The 18,794-nt window shown below is 53.2% G+C and carries 20 protein-coding genes; 4 read left to right on the top strand and 16 right to left on the bottom strand.

What is annotated here, in order from left to right; genetic code table 11:
- The first annotated feature begins 323 nt into the window (after nt 1–323).
- Nucleotides 324–1,478, top strand: coding sequence for an FAD-dependent urate hydroxylase HpxO (gene hpxO, locus PGR79_RS00730; protein WP_430920804.1), 1,155 nt, complete (start codon nt 324–326; stop codon nt 1,476–1,478).
- On the opposite strand, the gene hpxR is transcribed toward hpxO, so the two are convergent.
- A complete protein-coding gene (hpxR, locus tag PGR79_RS00735; protein WP_430920806.1) occupies nt 1,457–2,392 on the bottom strand; it encodes a LysR family hpxDE operon transcriptional regulator HpxR in 936 nt (311 codons plus the stop codon). The genes hpxO and hpxR overlap by 22 nt on opposite strands.
- A gap of 125 nt (nt 2,393–2,517) precedes the next feature.
- On the opposite strand from hpxR, the gene hpxD reads away from it, so the two are divergent.
- Nucleotides 2,518–3,555, top strand: coding sequence for a molybdenum cofactor-independent xanthine hydroxylase subunit HpxD (gene hpxD, locus PGR79_RS00740; RefSeq protein WP_430920808.1), 1,038 nt, complete (start codon nt 2,518–2,520; stop codon nt 3,553–3,555).
- 15 nt (nt 3,556–3,570) lie between these two features.
- Entirely contained in the window at nt 3,571–4,539 is a 969-nt protein-coding gene (locus PGR79_RS00745; protein ID WP_430920810.1) for a PDR/VanB family oxidoreductase, read from the top strand.
- Nucleotides 4,540–4,578: 39 nt separating this feature from the next.
- On the opposite strand, the gene PGR79_RS00750 is transcribed toward PGR79_RS00745, so the two are convergent.
- Both PGR79_RS00750 and PGR79_RS00755 read right to left on the bottom strand, forming a co-directional pair.
- On the bottom strand, nt 4,579–5,184 hold the full coding sequence (locus tag PGR79_RS00750; RefSeq protein WP_228302248.1) for a hypothetical protein: 606 nt from the start codon (nt 5,182–5,184) through the stop codon (nt 4,579–4,581).
- A gap of 40 nt (nt 5,185–5,224) precedes the next feature.
- Entirely contained in the window at nt 5,225–6,484 is a 1,260-nt protein-coding gene (locus tag PGR79_RS00755) for a mechanosensitive ion channel family protein (RefSeq protein ID WP_430920812.1), read from the bottom strand.
- 224 nt (nt 6,485–6,708) lie between these two features.
- On the opposite strand from PGR79_RS00755, the gene ivy reads away from it, so the two are divergent.
- On the top strand, nt 6,709–7,158 hold the full coding sequence (gene ivy, locus PGR79_RS00760; protein WP_430920814.1) for an Ivy family C-type lysozyme inhibitor: 450 nt from the start codon (nt 6,709–6,711) through the stop codon (nt 7,156–7,158).
- A gap of 57 nt (nt 7,159–7,215) precedes the next feature.
- Here ivy and PGR79_RS00765 read toward each other — a convergent pair whose 3' ends face one another.
- The 13 genes from PGR79_RS00765 to PGR79_RS00825 all read right to left on the bottom strand — a co-directional run bounded on the left by PGR79_RS00765 (nt 7,216) and on the right by PGR79_RS00825 (nt 18,788).
- On the bottom strand, nt 7,216–7,803 hold the full coding sequence (locus tag PGR79_RS00765) for a hypothetical protein (RefSeq protein ID WP_430920816.1): 588 nt from the start codon (nt 7,801–7,803) through the stop codon (nt 7,216–7,218).
- Nucleotides 7,803–8,135, bottom strand: coding sequence for a thioredoxin family protein (locus PGR79_RS00770; protein WP_430920818.1), 333 nt, complete (start codon nt 8,133–8,135; stop codon nt 7,803–7,805). The genes PGR79_RS00765 and PGR79_RS00770 overlap by 1 nt, the downstream gene beginning before the upstream one ends.
- 74 nt (nt 8,136–8,209) lie before the next feature.
- Complete coding sequence (locus tag PGR79_RS00775) at nt 8,210–8,602, bottom strand: DUF4150 domain-containing protein (protein WP_015366584.1); 393 nt, start codon at nt 8,600–8,602, stop codon at nt 8,210–8,212.
- A gap of 10 nt (nt 8,603–8,612) precedes the next feature.
- Nucleotides 8,613–9,218 (bottom strand): DUF3540 domain-containing protein, encoded by a 606-nt coding sequence (locus PGR79_RS00780; protein WP_430920820.1) that lies wholly within the window; start codon nt 9,216–9,218, stop codon nt 8,613–8,615.
- Nucleotides 9,219–9,229: 11 nt separating this feature from the next.
- The gene (locus tag PGR79_RS00785) at nt 9,230–10,300 is read right to left on the bottom strand and encodes a pentapeptide repeat-containing protein (RefSeq protein ID WP_430920822.1); all 1,071 of its coding nucleotides are present in this window, start codon (nt 10,298–10,300) and stop codon (nt 9,230–9,232) included.
- Nucleotides 10,297–12,837, bottom strand: a complete 2,541-nt coding sequence (locus PGR79_RS00790; RefSeq protein WP_430920825.1) for a DUF2169 domain-containing protein — start codon at nt 12,835–12,837, stop codon at nt 10,297–10,299. The genes PGR79_RS00785 and PGR79_RS00790 overlap by 4 nt, the downstream gene beginning before the upstream one ends.
- A 65-nt stretch (nt 12,838–12,902) precedes the next feature.
- Nucleotides 12,903–13,283 carry a DUF3592 domain-containing protein gene (locus tag PGR79_RS00795; RefSeq protein WP_430920828.1) on the bottom strand — a complete coding sequence of 127 codons (381 nt, stop codon included), beginning with the start codon at nt 13,281–13,283 and terminating at the stop codon, nt 12,903–12,905.
- Nucleotides 13,284–13,316: 33 nt separating this feature from the next.
- On the bottom strand, nt 13,317–13,694 hold the full coding sequence (locus tag PGR79_RS00800) for a hypothetical protein (protein WP_430920829.1): 378 nt from the start codon (nt 13,692–13,694) through the stop codon (nt 13,317–13,319).
- A gap of 129 nt (nt 13,695–13,823) precedes the next feature.
- Nucleotides 13,824–14,213, bottom strand: coding sequence for a hypothetical protein (locus tag PGR79_RS00805; RefSeq protein WP_349177262.1), 390 nt, complete (start codon nt 14,211–14,213; stop codon nt 13,824–13,826).
- Nucleotides 14,214–14,252: 39 nt separating this feature from the next.
- Nucleotides 14,253–14,639: a DUF3592 domain-containing protein gene (locus PGR79_RS00810; RefSeq protein WP_308959007.1), complete on the bottom strand. Its 387-nt coding sequence runs from the start codon at nt 14,637–14,639 to the stop codon at nt 14,253–14,255.
- Nucleotides 14,640–14,652: 13 nt separating this feature from the next.
- Nucleotides 14,653–16,911 carry a type VI secretion system Vgr family protein gene (locus tag PGR79_RS00815; protein ID WP_430920831.1) on the bottom strand — a complete coding sequence of 753 codons (2,259 nt, stop codon included), beginning with the start codon at nt 16,909–16,911 and terminating at the stop codon, nt 14,653–14,655.
- A gap of 38 nt (nt 16,912–16,949) precedes the next feature.
- Nucleotides 16,950–17,324: a DUF3592 domain-containing protein gene (locus PGR79_RS00820; protein WP_032708080.1), complete on the bottom strand. Its 375-nt coding sequence runs from the start codon at nt 17,322–17,324 to the stop codon at nt 16,950–16,952.
- A gap of 24 nt (nt 17,325–17,348) precedes the next feature.
- Complete coding sequence (locus PGR79_RS00825) at nt 17,349–18,788, bottom strand: serine/threonine protein kinase (protein ID WP_430917577.1); 1,440 nt, start codon at nt 18,786–18,788, stop codon at nt 17,349–17,351.
- Between the last annotated feature and the right edge of the window lie 6 nt (nt 18,789–18,794).

Consider the following 18,794-nt stretch of genomic DNA (forward strand, 5'->3'; position numbering starts at 1 on the left):
GTAGTGCACAAAGCAGGCCACATTGCTTATTCCCTCTATCTTTATCCACGTAAAAATCGTTTTATCTTTTATTTATCAGTGGAATAGCTTCATTAAAGAGCGGGTGTTCTGTAACGATCGTTGGCGCGGGGCGCTGAAACTTTTGATTCCTTAATTCACTAAAAGAAATCTTTGATTCATAAAAAGGCAACATAATCGCAACTTTGCCCTTCTTTGGTGCACCTCTCCGCCATCACCCGTCCGTTTACCGCTGATTTCGCAGGTTCTGGTACCTGGTACGCAAATTGCTGAACCCCTTAAATAACACACCTAAGGGGAAGACAATGAAAGCAATCGTGATTGGCGCGGGAATCGGCGGGTTGAGCGCCGCGGTGGCGCTCCGTAACGCAGGCATCGCATGCGAAGTGTTCGAAGCGGTAAAAGAGATTAAGCCGGTTGGCGCCGCGATCTCTATCTGGCCCAACGGCGTCAAGTGTATGAACCGCCTGGGGATGGGCGAGATCATCGACGCTTATGGCGGCCCGATGCATTATCTGGCGTATAAGGAGTATCAACGCGGGGAAACACTCACCCGCTTCAGCCTCGCGCCGCTGGTAGAACGTACGCAGGGCCGCCCTTCGCCAGTGTCGCGAACGGAACTGCAGCGCGAGATGCTTGATTTCTGGGGGCGTGAGCAGGTGCAGTTCGGCAAGCGGGTCACCCGCGTGGAAGAACATACCGACGGCGTCACCGTCTGGTTTACCGATGGTAGCGAGGCGCACGGCGATATGGTCATCGCCGCCGACGGCAGCCATTCGGCGCTGCGGCCATATGTGCTCGGCTATACGCCGGAACGCCGCTATGCCGGTTACGTTAACTGGAATGGTCTGGTCGATATTGATGAGTCCATTGCTCCCGCCGATCAGTGGACGACGTATGTCGGCGAAGGGAAACGCGTGTCGCTGATGCCGGTGGCGGGCGGACGTTTCTACTTCTTCTTCGATGTGCCGTTGCCGGCCGGATTAGCGGAAGATCGCCTCACCCTGCGCGACGATTTAACCCGCTACTTCGCCGGCTGGGCGCCGCCGGTGCAAAAGCTTATCGCCGTACTCGACCCGCAGACCACCAATCGGATAGAAATTCACGATATTGAACCTTTTGATAAGCTGGTGCGTGGCAAGGTGGCGCTACTGGGCGATGCCGGGCACAGCACCACGCCGGATATCGGCCAGGGCGGCTGCGCGGCGATGGAGGACGCGGTCGTGCTGGGTAATGTACTGCGCGACAATAGCGATATTGTCACCGCGCTGCGCCAGTACGAAGCATTGCGTTGTGAACGGGTGCGTGACCTGGTGCTCAAAGCGCGTAAACGCTGTGATATCACCCACGGTAAGGATATGGCGTTAACCAAAGCCTGGTACCAGGAACTGAAAACGGAAACCGGCGAGCGTATTATCAACGGCTTGTGCGAAACCATTCAGGGCGGGCCATTAGGCTGACAGTGAGCAGCGCTACGCATCTCCTCCATCACCAGCGTTAGTTTTTGAATCGCCATTTGCGCCGGACGAGATAGCTGGCGCGATGGCGCGGTGCATAGCGCCAGAGTCAAAGGCCGCAGCAGCTTATTACGTAGCGGCACAAACGCCAGCGAACCGTTGTTTACCTCGTCCTGCACATCCAGCAGGCTCAGGACCGTCACCCCGCCGCCTTTAAGCACCAGCGATTTAATCAGACGAATATCATTGCAGCTAACGGTGTTGGGCGGCGAAAAATCATAATGGTGATAGAGCATTGCCACCCGGTCATGCACTATTAACGGCGCGCCGGGAATAATATGCCGTTCATCGCTAAGTTCCCCCAGCGAGATCGCGGGCGCGGCGGCAAAAGGATGGTGCGGATGCAGTACTACTCCGACTTCCATTTCAATAAACGCCAGTACGTTGAGACCCGCCTGACCTTCAGGATCGAGGATCAGACCAAAATCGACATCGGACTGACGTACTCTGTCGCTGATGCTCTGGCTATCAGCGACCTGCAACATCAGTTCCAGCCACTCGTACTGGTTGATAATCTCTGCCAGCGCCGCGGCAAAACTCCCTTCGGCCAGCGCCTGCACCATACCGACATTCACCGTTCCGCGTTTTAGCCCCTGCAGTTCATCAAATTTCTGTTGGGTCACGCGAAACTCTTTTTGCCAGCGCAGCAGATTGTCATACAACAGCTCGCCTGCGGTGGTCATCCGCAAACCTTCCGGCAGCCGTTCAAACAGCGGCGTGCCGAAGGACGCTTCAGCCTGCAGTATCTGGCGGTTAATCGCCGAAGCTGAAATATGCAGTTTTTCCGCCGCCCGGCGCAGGCTGCCGCTGCGGGCCACTTCCATAAAATAGCGAGCAAATCGTGAGAAAGGACTCATCGGTTACCTGTACTGATTTTTGCAACGGATAGCTGAATTAATGCTGATGGATGTCAACACCCTACTATGGCAACAATTAACTCACAACAATTAAACAATCAACTTAGCCATCAGGAAGCAAGACGATGAACAGACAACCGCTCGCGCCCCCCGCGCATTGCACCTTTGAACCCCAGGACTGGCTGCGGCTGGCAAAATGCTGGCATCCGGTGGCGCGCAGCGCTGATATCGGCCCGCAACCGGTGAAAGCCACCCTGCTGGATGAAAAACTGGTTATCTATCGCCTGCACGAACGAGTCGTGGTCGCCCGCGATGTCTGTCCCCACCGCGGGGTACCATTGACGTTAGGTTTTCATGACGCAGAAGGTATCATTTGCCCTTATCACGGCCTGCGCTTTGGGGAAGATGGCCGCTGTAACCGAATCCCCTCCAGCCCAAATCAGCCGATACCGGCGAAATTAAACCTGACCTGCTACGCGGCGGAAGAACGCTATGGTCTGGTATGGGTATGTCTCGATTATGATGCTGACAATCCCCCGCGGTTACCGACCATGCCACACTGGGCAGACGACGGATTCCAGCAACTGACCTGCCCGGCGTTTGAGGTCAATGGCTTTGCAGGCCGTCAGGTGGAAGGGTTTCTTGATGTGGCGCATTTTGCGTGGATCCATACCGACACCTTCGCCGATGCGGAGAATCAACAGGTTCCTGACTACCTGCCTGAGGAAACGGAAAACGGGTTTGTCGTCGACTACTGGAGTACGGTCGGCAATTATTCGGCAAGCGCCGGCTACCGCGCTCCGGAGGGATTTCAATGGCTGCGTCGCTTTGAGATGCATTTGCCCTTTACCGCCACCCTGACGATTCATTTTCCCGGCGAGGCCCGGCTGGTTATTATGAATGCCGCCTCGCCCGTCTCATCACGGGTCACGCGAATGTTTGCCCCTATCGCCCGCAATTTCGACCTGCATGTGCCGGTGGAGGAAATCTACGCTTTCAACCTTCGCGTGTTCGAAGAAGACCGGCTGATGGTCGAGAGCCAGCGCCCGGAGACGCTACCTCTGGATCTTACCCTGGAAGCACATATTCCAGCCGACCGTAGCTCAATTGCCTACCGTCGCGGCTTGAAGCGGCTGGGTTTCGGTGAGTTTTTCCTGGTCTGAGCAAGGAGTTATACGATGAGTAATCTGATTGAGGTGGTTGTCGATGGTCTCTGGCGTGAAGGCGAACATAATCTGGCGGTCACGTTGGTGACGACTGACGGCGCCCCATTACCCGCATGGCAGCCCGGCGCCCATATCGATCTGCATCTGGCGAACGGCGTGACCCGTCAGTACTCACTCACCGGGAGCCACCGCAGGCTGGAACGTTATCTGATTTGCGTGGCGCGATCGGCAGAGTCGCGCGGCGGTTCGCGCTACATCCATGAGACGCTGCGACCGGGTCAGAGGCTGATGATATCACCGCCGAGAAATCAGTTTGCCCTGCAGACGGCGCGACATGTCACCCTGCTGGCCGCCGGGATTGGCATTACGCCGCTGTATAGCATGGCGCGGGCGTTAGCGGCGCAAGGAAAGCCATTTACCTTGCAGTATTACCTCAACCGCCTTGAAAACGGCGCCCTGGTAGCCGCGATTACCCGCAAGCTGGCACCTGAAAACGTGAGGATTTATAGCTCAGCTAAAGGCGAGAGCCCGCGAGAAAATTTGCCTGGAAGGTTGAGCGTTCCTCATCGTGAAGATCGGCTTTACGTGTGTGGGCCGGCGGGATTTATGGCCGCCGCGCGCCAGGCGGCGGCGATACAAGGCTGGCATGCTGAGCAGATCCATGAGGAGGCGTTTCAGGCGTCAATGCCCGCCAACGACGTTCGGCAGGAAGAGTCGTTTACGGTGACGCTCGCCTCTTCTGGCCAGTGCTGGCCTGTCGCCGCCAATCAAACCATCGCGCAGGTATTGCAGGAAAATGGTGTGGCAGTGCCGCTCTCCTGTGAGATGGGGATTTGCGGCGCCTGTCTGACCAGGGTGGTTGAGGGAGAGGTGGATCATCGTGATACGGTGCAGTCAGCAGCAGAAAAATGCGCCATCGTGCAGCATGTCGCGCTGTGCTGCTCCCGCAGCCGCAGCACGAATCTGCTTATTGATTTATAAAATAAGGCCAGGCTAAAACTGGCCTGTTGCCGCCCTTTTCTAACGTGAAGCGCGGCGCAGCGTCTGGCGCTGAATATTAAGCTGTTTTCGCCAGACCCTGTTATGTAGATAAAGGGCGTTTGCACGGTAAAAAGTCTGGCTATTAATGCATCGGATACCGCCTAAAATGAATACTAGCCCCAGCACGGCGCTAATGAGAAATCCTGGTTTTAGTCCGGCGCCGAATAATGCCCCCAGGCAAACAGAAAGAAAATAAACAATCGCAACCAGACCGCTAAAAGCCATCAAAGCCAGTGATAATTTAAGCGCCAGAAAATTGCCTCTGGCAACGAAGTACATCGTCAGAACCATTATCAGACTATAAATTAGCGATACAGGCACAATCGCCGCCATCACGGCATACTGCGGCAGCCCAAATAGCTCGAACACCGCCAACCAGAGATAAGGTTGAGCCAGGGCAAAAGCGAACATGCTCAGAATCATAGCCCCTACCAGCGGTATTCCTGACATATGCCAGCCGACCGGAATACCCATCCGGTCTTTTAATCTGTCTTTAAGCTTTTCAAGCTGCTGCGGATCGTTGGTTTTTATTCTGTCCCTGACGGCCGCACTGAGCAGCAAACTGTATTTAATGAACTTCAGCATCCTCTGAACATCCTGTTGCCGAGATGGATATACGCGCCAATTATGGCCCTTCCGTCGACGGCGGTGTCGTCGTCCGTGAACTGTTTTCCTGCGATAAGCGCCAGAAATCATGCCCGGCGGGATACTGGTAAAGACGCAGTGAAAACTGCCCGGCCACGGCGGTAATGTATTCAAAAATAGCGGACTGAGTGTTCTCGTAATCCATCCATAACGTCGAGGAGGTAAAGCAGTAGATTTCCAGCGGCAGCCCGGACGGCGACGGTTTTAACGTTCGCGCCACGATGTACATATCTTTAACGATATCTGGCCGTTCGGCGAGATAGCTCATCAGGTAATGGCGAAACAGCGTCAGGTTAGTCAACCCGTTATCAATAAACCAGCGATCCGCGACGCCGCCCGGATCCCGGCCATCCAGTAATTTACTGAGCGGCTCACTCACCCCGCGGATTGCCAGCATCGGGGTTAACATCTCCTGATTCAGGAAGGTCACCGAGTGCTGATCGATATTAATACTACGCATGATCCGCCGTGCGCCGGACGAGAACATCGCCTGCCAGTTGGTATACGTTTCTGTAAGGAAATTCTTGGTCGGAATACGCGAAATGGTGTTGTCCCAGTTACGGATAGTAATGGTATGCAGCGCGATATCCGTCACTTCCCCGCTCAGGTTCTTGTCGGGCATTTCGATCCAGTCGCCCAGTTGCAGGACATCGTTGGACGATAGCTGGACGTTGGCCACCAGCGACAGCAAGGTATGTTGAAACACTAACATCAGCACCGCCGCGACGGCGCCGAGGCTGGAAATGATAATCACCGGTGATTTATTCGACATCACGGCGAGGATCATAATTGCGGCCAGAATGTGAACTAAGATTTTGCCTATCTGGATATAGCCTTTGATGGAGTGGTTTTTGCGCTTGGTCTTACGCAGATAAGAGCTATTGACGATATCCAGCATTTCGTTGAAGAAGATCGACAGAAAAATAAAAAACAAAATTCCGCAGATGGTATTAATCGCCGTTACCAGCGATGCCGGCATATTGGGCATAAACTGCAGAACGTAGTAGACGATAATAACCGGAATGAAGTTTGACAGTTTCTCGGAGATACGGCGGTCTTTTTCCAGCGGTACGTCCTGCTTATGGCTGGCGAAGAACACCTTGCGTATCACTTTAATCAGCAAAAACTTGCACAAAAGATGGGCAAAGATGCCGGAGACGACCAGCAGAATAAGGTTAAAGCCGATCGCCAGAGCCGGATTACTTTCAATAAACGTCAACAGATGATTCAAATACGCCATGCGTTATCGCCTGAATTAATATGCCCTTTTGTATTAGCCCTTCACTCTCGGCTATTAATACAAAAATTTAACCAATGTGCATCATGACATGTCAAAGCCGGATAAGTCCACGCTTTGCGCGGGGGATCACATTCATTGTATAAATATGTTCATTTGCATTAATGATGCTCTGCGCCCACTATTAAGGGGCCCGAAATGAGGACATATCAACTCCAGGAGGAAACATGTTCAAAGCACTTGCCGCCATCGTCGCACTCACCGCATCCGCCAGCGTTATGGCGCAAAGTGATGTCACGCTGACTTCACTTGCTAAAGATAATGCGACCAAAGCGTCGTTCAGCCAGATGGTGAAAGGCCATAAACTCCCGGCCTGGGTTAACAGCGGCGGTACCGGTTCTCCGGCACAGACCGTGAAACTGGGCTCTGAGTCCTGGCAGGTATTAAGCGCCTGTAAACCACACGATTGCGGAAGCGAACGTATCGCCGTGATCTGGTCGGAAAAATCCAAACAGATGTCGGGCGTTTTCTCGGTGGTTAATGAGAAGACATCGCAGGAAAAACTGACCTGGCTTAACGTCAGCGATGCGCTGTCGATTGATGGCAAAACCGTGCTGTTTGCCGCGCTGAGCGGCAGCCTTGAAAACCATCCTGACGCGTTTAACTACCCGCAATAAACAAAACCCCTGGCTATCCGTTGATAGTCAGGGGTTGCTCACCGTCTTCGCCGCTCTCTATCTGCGCTTCTGACGTAGTTTGCCCGCGAGAAGAGCCAACCGCTGGCTACGACAATAAATCGCGAACAGCACGAATCCCTGGCGGTTAAATATTAGCCGGCAACACAGTAATGCCAGCGCGGCGAACGCCAGCGGCCAGAGACTTTCACCTGCGCTAACCATCGCTCGCAATGCTTGCACCACCGTTGACGCTGAGAGGATAAGAAATAGCGCCAGAAATCCCTTCAGCCCGAGGGTATAACCGCGAGCCAGCAACACGCCGCTGGTTAACAGAAAAAATATTATCACCAGCGCCGGTACAAAAAAACTCGCTACCCGTATCGGTGCCGAGAATGGCGGGAGCGTCTGCAAAAATGGTAGCAAGTTGAATGCAAAAGCCACTAAGAACAGTGGGAATAGCGCGGCGACCGGAAATGGGTTTTGCCGGGGAAGTTCGCCTGGTGGACGCGAAAAGTAGCGTTCAAGTCCTGGAGTGGAGTGATTCAGCAAGCTGGCGTCCCGGCGCGCAATAGCGCGGTCTAACTCCCGACCATGCTGCAGGAGATCGTAGAAGACGGGCCCCACTATCGGAGAAACTATCGACATCAGATGAGGGCCTGGGCGCGAATTATCGCTGCCAAAATAGTGCTGAATGTTTGCGGGCCGCTGAGACGCTCCACCACCTGACCATCGCGGAAAACAAGCGTATTGGGTAACCCCCAGACGCTATATTTCGCCGCCAGCACCGGAGCCTGAACAACATTTACTGTACCGACTAAAACATCAGACGGTAGCCGGTCGGCCGCCTGGAGAAAAAGACTTTCGCTGTTTTGACAAGGGCCGCACCACGGCGCATGAAAACGCACAACAGCCACGCCGTTATAGCGTTCAACTTGCGAGAAATTGTCTTCATTCCACTGAATGACGCTCGGATTCATCTTGACCCTTATAACTCTGCACAAAAAATGATTCAGTTGAGCGATTGTAATCGTTTTCTCGCATAGCCGACAGCTTACGGCGCCAGCATCAATACCTTGAACTGGCTGGGTACGATGCGCATACCGACCGCGTTTGTCGAATTTTGCAGGCTAACGCTGGTTAGACGCGTCGCCGGCGTGCCTTTCAGCAGCACGGTAAATGCGCCGGTCAGATGACGCGATGGTCCCATCACCGTACCTGACGCTACCCCGGTCGCCACGCCGGGGTTATCGCCGTTGGTGAGCGGCGTCACCGTCGCCATATTGTGCGCGGGCATGCCCATAAACAGAATATTGAGCGCGTTAGGGATCGCCGTCGGCCCCAGCGCGATATCCGGATAGGGAATCGGCGTTGGCGCCGGCATCGGCGTCAGACAGACGTCGGGAAAGGCTAAATCGACACCGAAAAGCTGGCAGTTGGCAAACATGATTAGCTCCTTAGCCCATATGAATCTGTTCTGAATCGACTTTGGTGATCGCTTTTGAGGTGATGACCGTATTGTGCGCATGCAGCCGGGCGTAATCTTCCGCTTTCATATCCAACTGCCCGGCGCGTACCTGCTCGGTCTGCCGGGTGGTGCGCAGCAGATTGTGGCTAATTTGCGTCACCGTTTGCCAGACCGATTCGGCGCGCTTGCCGACAATACGTGACAGCGTCACCCATGCCGAGAGCTTATCGCCGCTGTAGTTCATCTCGCTGATATGGCAGTCCCCCTGCGCGGCATTGACGCACAGCCGCTGACCGCTGAGGCTGAGTTCCCCCTGACTTCGAATATGCAGGTCACCCGGTACGCTGAGCTCCGCCTGCCGGCTTTCATCACGCTCCAGCACCGCTAACAGCCAGATCTGGTTGTCCACGCTGCTGATGAGTACGCGATCCCCAGCCTGCGGCGCGATCAGACAGCTGACCGCTCGCCGACAGTGCCAGCCGCGCCCTTCGCTCTCGACGGTCACGCTACCGTCGGCAAAGCAATGGGTCACCGTGCCGGAAGCCTGCGCCGGCGGCATCACCGCCTGGGCCAGTTTGTGATTAATAGTTGTCATCTGTTGTCTCCTTAACAACGGCTGTGGCGCTGGGCGCTCCACGCCTCAGCGGCTAATAACTCTTCATCGTATTCCAGGATCCCCTGGCGGCCGGTAAACAGCGCTTCGTCCTGGCGGGCGCGATGCAGCCGGGTGCGGGAAAAGGTCGCGCCGCGCAGATCCGCCTGGCGCAGATCGGCGGCGGAAAAATCACTCCACGTCAGATCGCAGAGCGCGAATCGCGCTCCGGCGGCCTGAACCCGCTGTAAAACGCTCTGGAACAACCTGCTCTGGCTAAAGTCGGCCTGCTCCAGTATCGCGCCGACAAATATTGCCTGGTCGAACAGGCTGCCGCGACACTGGGCGCCGCGCAGATCGGCCTCCATAAACAGCGCCTGGCTGGCATTCACCTGATTGAGCTCTGCTTCACGCAATGACGCGCCTTTGAAATTGCACTGGGTTAACTGGGCGGCGTTAAACTTCGCGCCGTCCAGCGGACAATCGGTGAACTGGCAGCCGGTAAAGCCCTGCCTTGAATAGTCTTTGCCGCGCTGATCGCACTGGAAAAACACCAGCCGGTCGCACTGCATTCCGTCCAGCGCGGTGTCCCGCAAATCAATATGGTAAAAGGTGGTCAACAGACCGCGGCTTTGCGCAAAGCTGGCGTGAGTCAGGTCAGCCTCATAAAACACGCTGCGTTCCAGCGTTGAACCGCGAAAACGGCTCCTGCTCATCTGGCAACGCATAAACTGGCTGCTTTGCAGCGTCGTCGCCGAGAAATCGCTCTCTTGCAGGTCGCACTGATTAAACACGCAACTATCAAGCGTGGTTTCAGCGGCCTGAAGATGGGTCATTTCACACTGATTGAAGGTCGTCTGATTAAGTTGGGCGCCTTGCAGCTGCAGGTTCTGCAGCTGGCATTCGGTAAACAGGGCTTCATGCAGATTGGCATTTTGCAGATTAGCGCCGCGTAGCGACACCTCCTGAAACAGTCCGCCGGAGAGATCGCAGCCCTGCAGGTTGATACCATCCAACGATATTTCATTGAGTGGCTCGCCGTTTTTGATGCGCTGAACGAGCTCCTCCGGGCTCAGTATCGTCATATCACTTCTCCATCGCGCTTCGGCAGAGTTTTAATGCGTTTGGTCCATGCGCCGTCCAGCCGCGTGGTTTTACTGGTAAAGGATTGTGAAAGATCGGCGCGGAACAGATTGGCGCCTTCGAAATTGGCTCCGGCAAGCTGGCTTTTTTGCAGCAGCGCGCCCATCAGGTTGGCGTCGGTAAAATCGGCTTCGCGAAAATCGGTGCGAACAAACAGACTGCCGACCAGATTCGCGCGTATAAAGCTGGCATCGCGACAATCGGCCTCACTCAGATCGCTGTTTTCGATTTTTGCCAGCGCAAAGCGCGCGCCCTGTAATGGCGTCTGGCGCAAATTGCTCTGCTGCAGCGTCGCGTGGCTGAAGTCGGCGCCGATAAGTGAGCATTCCGAAACCGCAGCGCTGGCTAGCCATGTTGCAGCGCTAAAATCAGCGCGCTCCGCGATGGTCTGCACCAGCGAACAGCTTTCCAGCGTCGCCTCGTGGAAAATGGCATGCTCCAGTTCAGATTGTAAAAACGAGCATTTGTGCAGCCGTGCGTGGCTGAAATCAGGTTGTGCCAGCGTCAGTTCCATAAAGACGCAGCCATCCAGCTCGGCGCGCTGAAAACGGCAGTCAATCAGGCTGATTTCCCGAAGGATCAGCGTTTTTAGCGTCGCGTTATCGAAAATGCATTGCGCAAACAGCGCGTTCTGTAACTGACTATCTTCAAAGCGAGCGCCGGTGAAGTCGCTTTGATGGCACTCCGCCAGTACCAGGCTGGCGCCGCTAAAATCACAGTTACGCAGCGACGAATGCTGTAGCTCCGTTCTGGCCAGCACTGCCCCCTGAAAAGAGGCGTTATCCAGCTGACAGTGGCTGAGGTCCGCGCATTCCAGTAACGCCTTTTCAAAATTGGCGCCGCGAAAATCCATGCCGGAAAAATCAACGCCGGTCAGATCCATCCCGCTAAAATTGCCGCCCTGCGCCATGGTACGCTCGGCGCGTTGGCGCAGGATCATCGCCAGATCGCCCTTCAGCCGGACCGCCGGCGGCTGATGCTGCACCGCGGCCAGGTACATCTGATGTAGCGCCTCGCGCGTTTGCGCGCGCTTTTTCTCACTCAGTTCCTGCTGGTGCTGATGAAGCATCTCCTGCATCCGGTGCATGGATTCGGGGCCGCGCGGTTGGTTTTCATCGTTATTCAACTGCGGATATTGCGCCTCCATCTCACGCTTGCGCTGTTGTGCATCATTCTCCATTTCCTGCGCCTGACGCTCCATGTCGGCGATAAACTCCGGCAGGTCTTCAAGCTTAGGCAACGTGGGCTCGTCGATATCCGCCAACAGGCTATCGATATCACCGCCGCTGGCTTCGATGGCGGCGCGGTGCTGTTCACGCAGCAGATGAGCGCGGTTTTTCATATTCTCCTGCTGCGGACTCGGCGACTGTTCAATTTCATTGTCGATCCACGGGCCGATGGTCTCTTCCGGTATGAGATCCTTTTCGCGAAAGGAGAAGAGCGCGCCCTTCTCTTTATCCATTCGCTGGGCCAGTACCTTGCGATAGTGATTAAGCGAACGGGCGGCACCCTCTTTTTCCAGCGCCGGGATCAGCTGCAGGACGTCGGCGGCATCGTCTTCATTGATACGAATGTGCCCCTGCCAGATAAGCATCATCTGTTCCCGATGGGGAAAGAACCATACCGTGGTGGCGCGTAAGGCAATTTCTTCGAATAGCGTTTCATCCGCGCGCTGGCGATGTATAAAACAGCGAGCCTGCCACGGCGGCAACTGGCCCTCCTGCATTGATTTCTCAGGATGCATATTCCAGATCCGCCATTTCGCCCCTGGCGGCAAGGTATCCCGATCCTCCCACCATTGATCCGAACTGGCGGCGTTAAAGACTTTCCAGTCAATATCGCGGGCAAAACCGGGAAACTCCTGTTGTAGCCAACTGGCATCATATTTTTTGCCCATTCGGCTAAAGCGCCGCGGCCACTGAATATCCAACGGGCCAAAACTTGCCGGCTGCGGTTTCTGCTGCGGCGAGCTTACTCTTCCCTCCAGTGGTTCAATATTCGGCAGAGGATGATGCTCGCGCCCCTGCTGTTTTACCGGCGCGACACCAAGACCGTGCGGGTTGTCGGCATAATCACCGCCGCCAAAGGCGCGGCTCCAGTCGAGGCGCATTTCGCTGAACGGCTGCGGTCGGGTCATACGTTGCCCCGTCCACTCGCGATCGCCGAACACCACCAACGACTTACTCAGTTTGTCGATATCGATGCGCGCCACGCAGGCGCTTTTTTCCTGCTGATGATGGGTATAGGCAAAACCGGTGGCAAGAAATTCGGCGCGGACTTTAGGGATGGCCATATCCACCACGCCGCCGCTGGTTTGTAGTTCGTCGGCGGCAAGCTGCCACAGTTCCATTTCAGGGCGCAGTTGCGGGTTTGGCCCCATATCCGCCAACGCCAGCACCGAAACGCCAAGATAATTTTTGCCCTGCCAGCGGAATGGCCGGTTCAGTACGCTCAGGCGTAAGGGTTTAATGATTTTCATAGGAGGTCTTTGTACGTTGCTGAGTAATCAGTGAAATGAGACTCGTGCATGGGAAAATAGCGGGATTACAAAAAAAGCGGCCTGTCGTATAGCGCAATTCTCTGCGGGTTCGCCGGATCGTATTTAATCGTTGTGCCATTACCCGGCTTAAAACGCTCAATGTCGCTGAAATTCAGGGTGTGATTCAGGCTAGCCTGGACTTCCACCTGCTCGCGGGTCTTAAATTTAAAGGTGAGACGATAGATCGGTTTACTTCCGCTCCAGGCGCTGGTCTGGTGTGCGGCAATGATATCCGCGTTGACCGCAATCCCGGATTGCAGGACCTCACTGTGGGTGAAACTATCCTTTAAATACGGGTAAACATCCTGATAAAGAAAACGGGCCATGGGATAGATACCAAACACCAGGACAATCAGCCCCATGGCGACAAAAAAGAGTATATCCATCGTGACAAGCCTTATTTGCTCATGGCTTACAATTTAATAATTGACAGCAATAACCGCGATCTTTACAGGCGTGTGATTACTGTACTTTACTGATAATAACATTCCTTTCTTTAATTTATGAACGTCATTGGGTCTCACAATGCCTTTCGCAATGTATTTTTTCACAGAACCGGTTATATTCGCACTAAAATAGAAATCATAAATATAATCATTGCCGTATTTTGTTTCTGTCTGACGCCATGATTCTACCGGGACCTGGATTGTTTGACCGGACCACTTATCTCTCGACAACCAGTTTTTAATTGCTGAGACTTCAGTTTTATTCGGTTTGAATGCAGCAAATGATATACCTAATGCTATGATTGTCATCACAATGCCAAAGATAAAAGATGGTTCCGTGATAACATTCATAGGGTTGCATCCGTGCTATTAACAAAAACCATCATCGATAGCTTACTCCATTTCTCCAATTAGACATATTGTGAGTATTTCTAAGTGGCCATATGAATGACCACAGACATAGTAAGTCCAGCCGACTATTTATTCATAATCCACATCCATAACAGCCATTCGTTTTGGCGGAACGCCCTCATGCTTTATAGTTAATTGAAGCCCCGGTTTTAATTTTGGGATTTCTGAAGCACGTACTACGGCGGCAGCATTATACTGTTTTGTCGTACCCTCAATGTTCGCATCAAAGGTAAATACAAAATAATAATCGAAATTATTGGTCGCGTTAGTTTGACGCCAACTTACCAGAGATGCGTTTTTGATCTCACCGGGCCAGCGCTCACGGTTTAACCAGTTTTTTATTTCAGTAAGGTCCCCTCCCTGTCCTTTGAGACTTCGCAACGAACCGAACAATAGAAAAAAGCTAAATGCAACCGATGCAATGACAATTAACAAAGAGTGTTGATAAATAAAGTTCATTGTTAGGTCTTTAGGTTTTAAATATAAATAATTGTCAACTTATAAAAACAATGGTCTGTCATAAATTGCGATTCGTTTAGGATTTTTAGCGTCATATTTTATTGTTGTCCCATTGCCGGGTTTAAATCTTTCAATTTCTTCAAAGCTTAGCCCCATATCAACACTCGCTTCGGTTTCAACTCCTTCAAGAGTTTTAAATTTTAAGGTCAAATGGTATATTGGCTTATTTCCACCCCACATACTAGTTTGATGTGCAGCAATAATATCGGCATTTACTGCGATTCCTGTTTTAAGAACAGCACTTTCAATAAACCCTGCTTTAATCATAGGGATAACGGAACTACGAAAATCTCGCCCAATAATATAGAATGCTATAATGCATGCCACAAGCAGAATATAAAACCACTTCGTATTTAAAAAATCCATATAGTCACCATTTTTATAAGAATAAAGTTAAAGCCTTTGAGCTCCAATGAATAGCTCCGCTTGAAATCAGAGCGCCTATTTTCTTAAGTTCCATGGGGCTATTTTTAAGTTCAAATGTTTTGTGGCTAATTGATATAACATTGTGAGCTACATACGAATGGGCCAAACTAACAGACAATCCCTTTACATCAACAGCAGCGCCAGTTAAGCTCTCCGATGCACCAGTTATATTCGCACTATTCCCCGTAATTGCTTCTTTATGCCCTGCAATAGTACAACTTGACTTTGGTGCTTGAATATTTATGTTGGTTGCACTTCTCAATGTAATATCCAGAGGGCTTGTGATGGTAATAGTACCCGCATTGACATTCTGGACCCAATCCCCGGTATCCACATTAATGGATAAACCACCATTGATCACTTTACTTTGTCCACCCTTAATGTCTGCGTGGCTTCCATTTTCAATTGTCTTAGTCAATGCCCCCGTGATGTGTAGTGTGTCATCCCCTGTTATATTTGTAGCTCTGCCATCATTTATATTTACGTCATCACCTCCGCTAGTTATTTTAAGAATGCGTCCTTTTTGGATGGTTGTTTTTTCTCCCCCATTAAATGTATTGATAACAGCATTAGTAACAGTAATATTCCAAGAGTCCTCGTAAGTCTGCATTACGGAACCAATAACATGATCCTGCTGTTTTTTTTGTATAGTTGTATTGCGATTGCCATCAATCAATATTGTTTTATCATTCTCTACCGAGATCTTCATATCTTTCTCTGAATGCATCTCGACGGATTCATTGCCCGGATTATCTTCGAAGAACAAGAAACTGCTGTTATCAATATTCCCATCCTTACTCCGCGTCATAAAGCCCATCCGGGTGGCGTCGCCGGGGAGATCCCATGGCGGCATGCTGGCTTCATTATACACACGTCCGGTGACGATCGGGCGGTCAGGATCGCCGTTGATAAAATCAATGACCACTTCATCGCCGACGCGGGGAATTTGCACGCCGCCAAAGCCCTGGCCTGCCCAGGCGCTCGACACGCGAACCCAGCATGAGCTGGTGTCATCGCCTTTGGCGTGGCGGTCCCAGTGAAACTTCACTTTGATGCGTCCATACCTGTCGGTCCAGATGCTTTCCCCTTCAGGCCCGACAACTTTCGCCGTCTGCGGGCCATAGGTGCGCGGCCAGTCGGTTACCTGCGCCGGGCGATAGACTACCGAAGAGGGGATCACTCTAAAATGGATTTGGTGCGAGATATCGCTATTGCCGCCGCTGGCGTAGCTGTTCTCTTCAAACAAGTAATCTGCGGAGGTCGTCAAATATTCGCCGTTATCGCTAAAGAATGGCGCATTGGTTAGGGTAAACGTTGCGCCGGGAGCGATGCCCACCGCGGTGGCGGACGCCTGAATTTGCTGATGTTCTACCTGCCAGCGCTCCTGGCGGATACGGGCGTAGAATTCACCGTGTCCGTGATCGACAAACCGCCCCGGCCAGTCGTACACGTCGATACTGCCCGGAGAGGGCGATGCCGGGTTCTGCCGCGCCTGAAACAGCCAGGCGTTAGGTTTACGGAAATCATAGTCATCGAGGCTGTAAATCCCCGGCGTCACGCTATCTTCCAGCGCCCACTGACCGATCCCCTCTTCAGTGGTAATACCGCCCGATGCCGTCTGGTGGTAGGGAATGGTTTCATAGCCGCTTACCGGTTGATGCTGGGTGGCTGAATCGGTCAGAACCAGCGTATGTTTACCCGCCTCGTGACGGAAATGGTAGGCAATCCCCTCCAGCTCCATCAGGCGGCTGATAAAGGCGAAACTACTTTCCTGATATTGGACGCAGTAATCCCAGACGCGGTAACTGCCGTTCAGCTTATCCTCAACGTTGACCTGGTATTCACTCAGCAACGTATTGATGATCTGCGGTACCGTCTGCCCCTGGAATATACGCAGGTTGCGGTCGCGTTTCATCGGCCATAAGTCGGGTTCAACGGTCAGTTGGTAAGCGGCGTAGCGGATACCGCTCAGCTCAACGGCGCTCACCGCCACGCGGGTAATTTTACCGTTAAAATAACGCGAACTCAGCGCGTTTTGCGTCGGAATGGTCACGGTGACCGGCTGGCCAAGCAGCTTGCTGCGATCCAGACGCGCATCGCTGCCAAGCAGCGTTAAGCTGAGCTCGAACATTTCCGACATGGCTTCATGTCCGCTGAGTTTCCAGAAAAGCAGCCCCTCAACGGGGAGCTGAACGGTGATCCTGTTAGACATAATATTATTCCATTCAGGGGGATACAGTATATGCAGCACTAGCTGCGCGTTAACAATGGGTTCGGCAGATCGACCAGCACCTGTTGCGGGTCAAGGCGCAAGTAGCGTAACGGAATCGGCTTTCCCGGTTGAAAGTTTTGGATACGCGTAATATCAATAACGATATCCCGCTGACCGGTCAGCAATTCACCCTTTTCGTTAACGTAATTAAAATCGACGCTAATATTAATAAACCCGGAATTACCGCCCGAGCGGCTTCTCACATTTGTGATGGTGCCAGATACCGCAACGCCATCATTGTGGATAGCCGCTTTGAGTTTTTTATTTTTCGCATCGCGAATCAGCAATGACGCAAAAATATAAATAAACAGTAGGACCACGGCCAGAACGATTACGTTAGTAAAAATACTCATCTTCCACTCGTCAGTTTTGGCTTATCAACTCGATGGATTAATAAGCCAGGTTCCCGGTTTGGCGATCTCCAGCGTCTGCTCGCGGGTTTGTCCATTACCCTGCAGGGAAATTTCATAATGTCCCGGCGCCAGTTTCAGCGAGGCGAAGCCGTTTGTGGCCGGTTGCGTATTATGAGGTTCGCCATTGAGTTTAAGCTTTTCCCCTTCCCGCATGCGCACGTAAACCTGAGCAACAGGCGCCGCCGCGGCGGCAGGTTTGCTCTCTTGAACAGCAACGGGCGGAGCGGACTGCACGTTAGCGGACTGCACGTTAGCGGTCTGCGTTGTTACCGGTGGCGTAACTGCCGCTGGCGGCTGGGCGCTGGCGCTCTGTGCAGGTTGCACCTCGCTGCCGCCGCCGCTGAACAGCATACCGCCGGCAATAATGCCGACCAGTACGCCTGCGGCGACCATCCCCGGAACCTTATAGCGCCGCCAGTCTGTCGCGGCCGGCGCCTGTTCTTCCTCTTCGACCAGCGCCAGCATGGTGCCGGTTTTTTTGACCGACAAGACGTCATCGATACTGGACACCGGCATTTCAATCAGCTCGGCGAACGCGTCGATTGACTGGGGACGATCTTCCACCCGCAGCGCCAGAGCTTTATCCACCGCCTGTAGCAGCGGCAGCGAGTAACCCGCCGGCTTCAGTTCCGCCAGCGGCTGATAGTTGTCCTGAATACTCCGCACCACGCTCACCGGCGGCGGTGAACCCACGATCAGCGTATGCAGCACAGCGCCGACGGCATAAATATCGGTCCAGGCGCCCTGTTCGCTGTCATTATCGTCGGTATACTGCTCGATAGGCGCATAACCCGGGCGCAGCATAGTTTCGGTTTCGTCGGAGAGATTACCGATGGTCCGGCGCGCCGAACCGAAATCGAGTAGCACCGGCAGGCCGTTATCCTGGATCTGGATATTTTCCGGTGAGATATCACGGTGCAAATAGCCGGCGTCGTGAATGGTTTTAATGGCGCCGAATAGCATCGGCAGCATCCGGCGGATCCATGCCTCATCGATGAGGTTTGGCTGCTGTTCGCGCAGGCGGCTCAAGGTGGTGCCGCTATAAAACAGCGTGCCCATATAGGCGGTGTCGTTCTGAACCCAAAAGCGCAGCACGTGCAGCAAGTTGGGATGATTAAAGCGCGCCAGCAGCCGCGCCTCCTGGATAAAGCTGTTTAATCCGGCGGAGAACGCTTTGCTGAAGCGTTCGCTACGCAGTACCAGGGTCATATCTTCGTTACGTACCGCCAGCGACGAAGGCATAAACTCTTTTATCGCGATGGTACGTTCCAGCTGATGGTCCCAGGCGCGATACACAATGCCGAAACCGCCGCCGCCAATCACTTCCTTTATTTCAAATTCGTTAAAACGATACCCGACCGGCAGCGCGTTCAGGACAGTCCGATTGTTTTCGTGATCCGTCATCTTAAG

The sequence above is a fragment of the Klebsiella sp. 141161 genome (genome assembly GCF_050600815.1).
Lineage (GTDB): Bacteria > Pseudomonadota > Gammaproteobacteria > Enterobacterales > Enterobacteriaceae > Klebsiella > Klebsiella aerogenes.

Coding starts and splice junctions, on each gene's coding strand:
- hpxO (WP_430920804.1), top strand. CDS start 324: ATGAAAGCAATCGTGATTGGCGCGGGAATCGGCGGGTTGAGCGCCGCG.
- hpxR (WP_430920806.1), bottom strand. CDS start 2,392: ATGAGTCCTTTCTCACGATTTGCTCGCTATTTTATGGAAGTGGCCCGC.
- hpxD (WP_430920808.1), top strand. CDS start 2,518: ATGAACAGACAACCGCTCGCGCCCCCCGCGCATTGCACCTTTGAACCC.
- PGR79_RS00745 (WP_430920810.1), top strand. CDS start 3,571: ATGAGTAATCTGATTGAGGTGGTTGTCGATGGTCTCTGGCGTGAAGGC.
- PGR79_RS00750 (WP_228302248.1), bottom strand. CDS start 5,184: ATGCTGAAGTTCATTAAATACAGTTTGCTGCTCAGTGCGGCCGTCAGG.
- PGR79_RS00755 (WP_430920812.1), bottom strand. CDS start 6,484: ATGGCGTATTTGAATCATCTGTTGACGTTTATTGAAAGTAATCCGGCT.
- ivy (WP_430920814.1), top strand. CDS start 6,709: ATGTTCAAAGCACTTGCCGCCATCGTCGCACTCACCGCATCCGCCAGC.
- PGR79_RS00765 (WP_430920816.1), bottom strand. CDS start 7,803: ATGTCGATAGTTTCTCCGATAGTGGGGCCCGTCTTCTACGATCTCCTG.
- PGR79_RS00770 (WP_430920818.1), bottom strand. CDS start 8,135: ATGAATCCGAGCGTCATTCAGTGGAATGAAGACAATTTCTCGCAAGTT.
- PGR79_RS00775 (WP_015366584.1), bottom strand. CDS start 8,602: ATGTTTGCCAACTGCCAGCTTTTCGGTGTCGATTTAGCCTTTCCCGAC.
- PGR79_RS00780 (WP_430920820.1), bottom strand. CDS start 9,218: ATGACAACTATTAATCACAAACTGGCCCAGGCGGTGATGCCGCCGGCG.
- PGR79_RS00785 (WP_430920822.1), bottom strand. CDS start 10,300: ATGACGATACTGAGCCCGGAGGAGCTCGTTCAGCGCATCAAAAACGGC.
- PGR79_RS00790 (WP_430920825.1), bottom strand. CDS start 12,837: ATGAAAATCATTAAACCCTTACGCCTGAGCGTACTGAACCGGCCATTC.
- PGR79_RS00795 (WP_430920828.1), bottom strand. CDS start 13,283: ATGGATATACTCTTTTTTGTCGCCATGGGGCTGATTGTCCTGGTGTTT.
- PGR79_RS00800 (WP_430920829.1), bottom strand. CDS start 13,694: ATGAATGTTATCACGGAACCATCTTTTATCTTTGGCATTGTGATGACA.
- PGR79_RS00805 (WP_349177262.1), bottom strand. CDS start 14,213: ATGAACTTTATTTATCAACACTCTTTGTTAATTGTCATTGCATCGGTT.
- PGR79_RS00810 (WP_308959007.1), bottom strand. CDS start 14,639: ATGGATTTTTTAAATACGAAGTGGTTTTATATTCTGCTTGTGGCATGC.
- PGR79_RS00815 (WP_430920831.1), bottom strand. CDS start 16,911: ATGTCTAACAGGATCACCGTTCAGCTCCCCGTTGAGGGGCTGCTTTTC.
- PGR79_RS00820 (WP_032708080.1), bottom strand. CDS start 17,324: ATGAGTATTTTTACTAACGTAATCGTTCTGGCCGTGGTCCTACTGTTT.
- PGR79_RS00825 (WP_430917577.1), bottom strand. CDS start 18,788: ATGACGGATCACGAAAACAATCGGACTGTCCTGAACGCGCTGCCGGTC.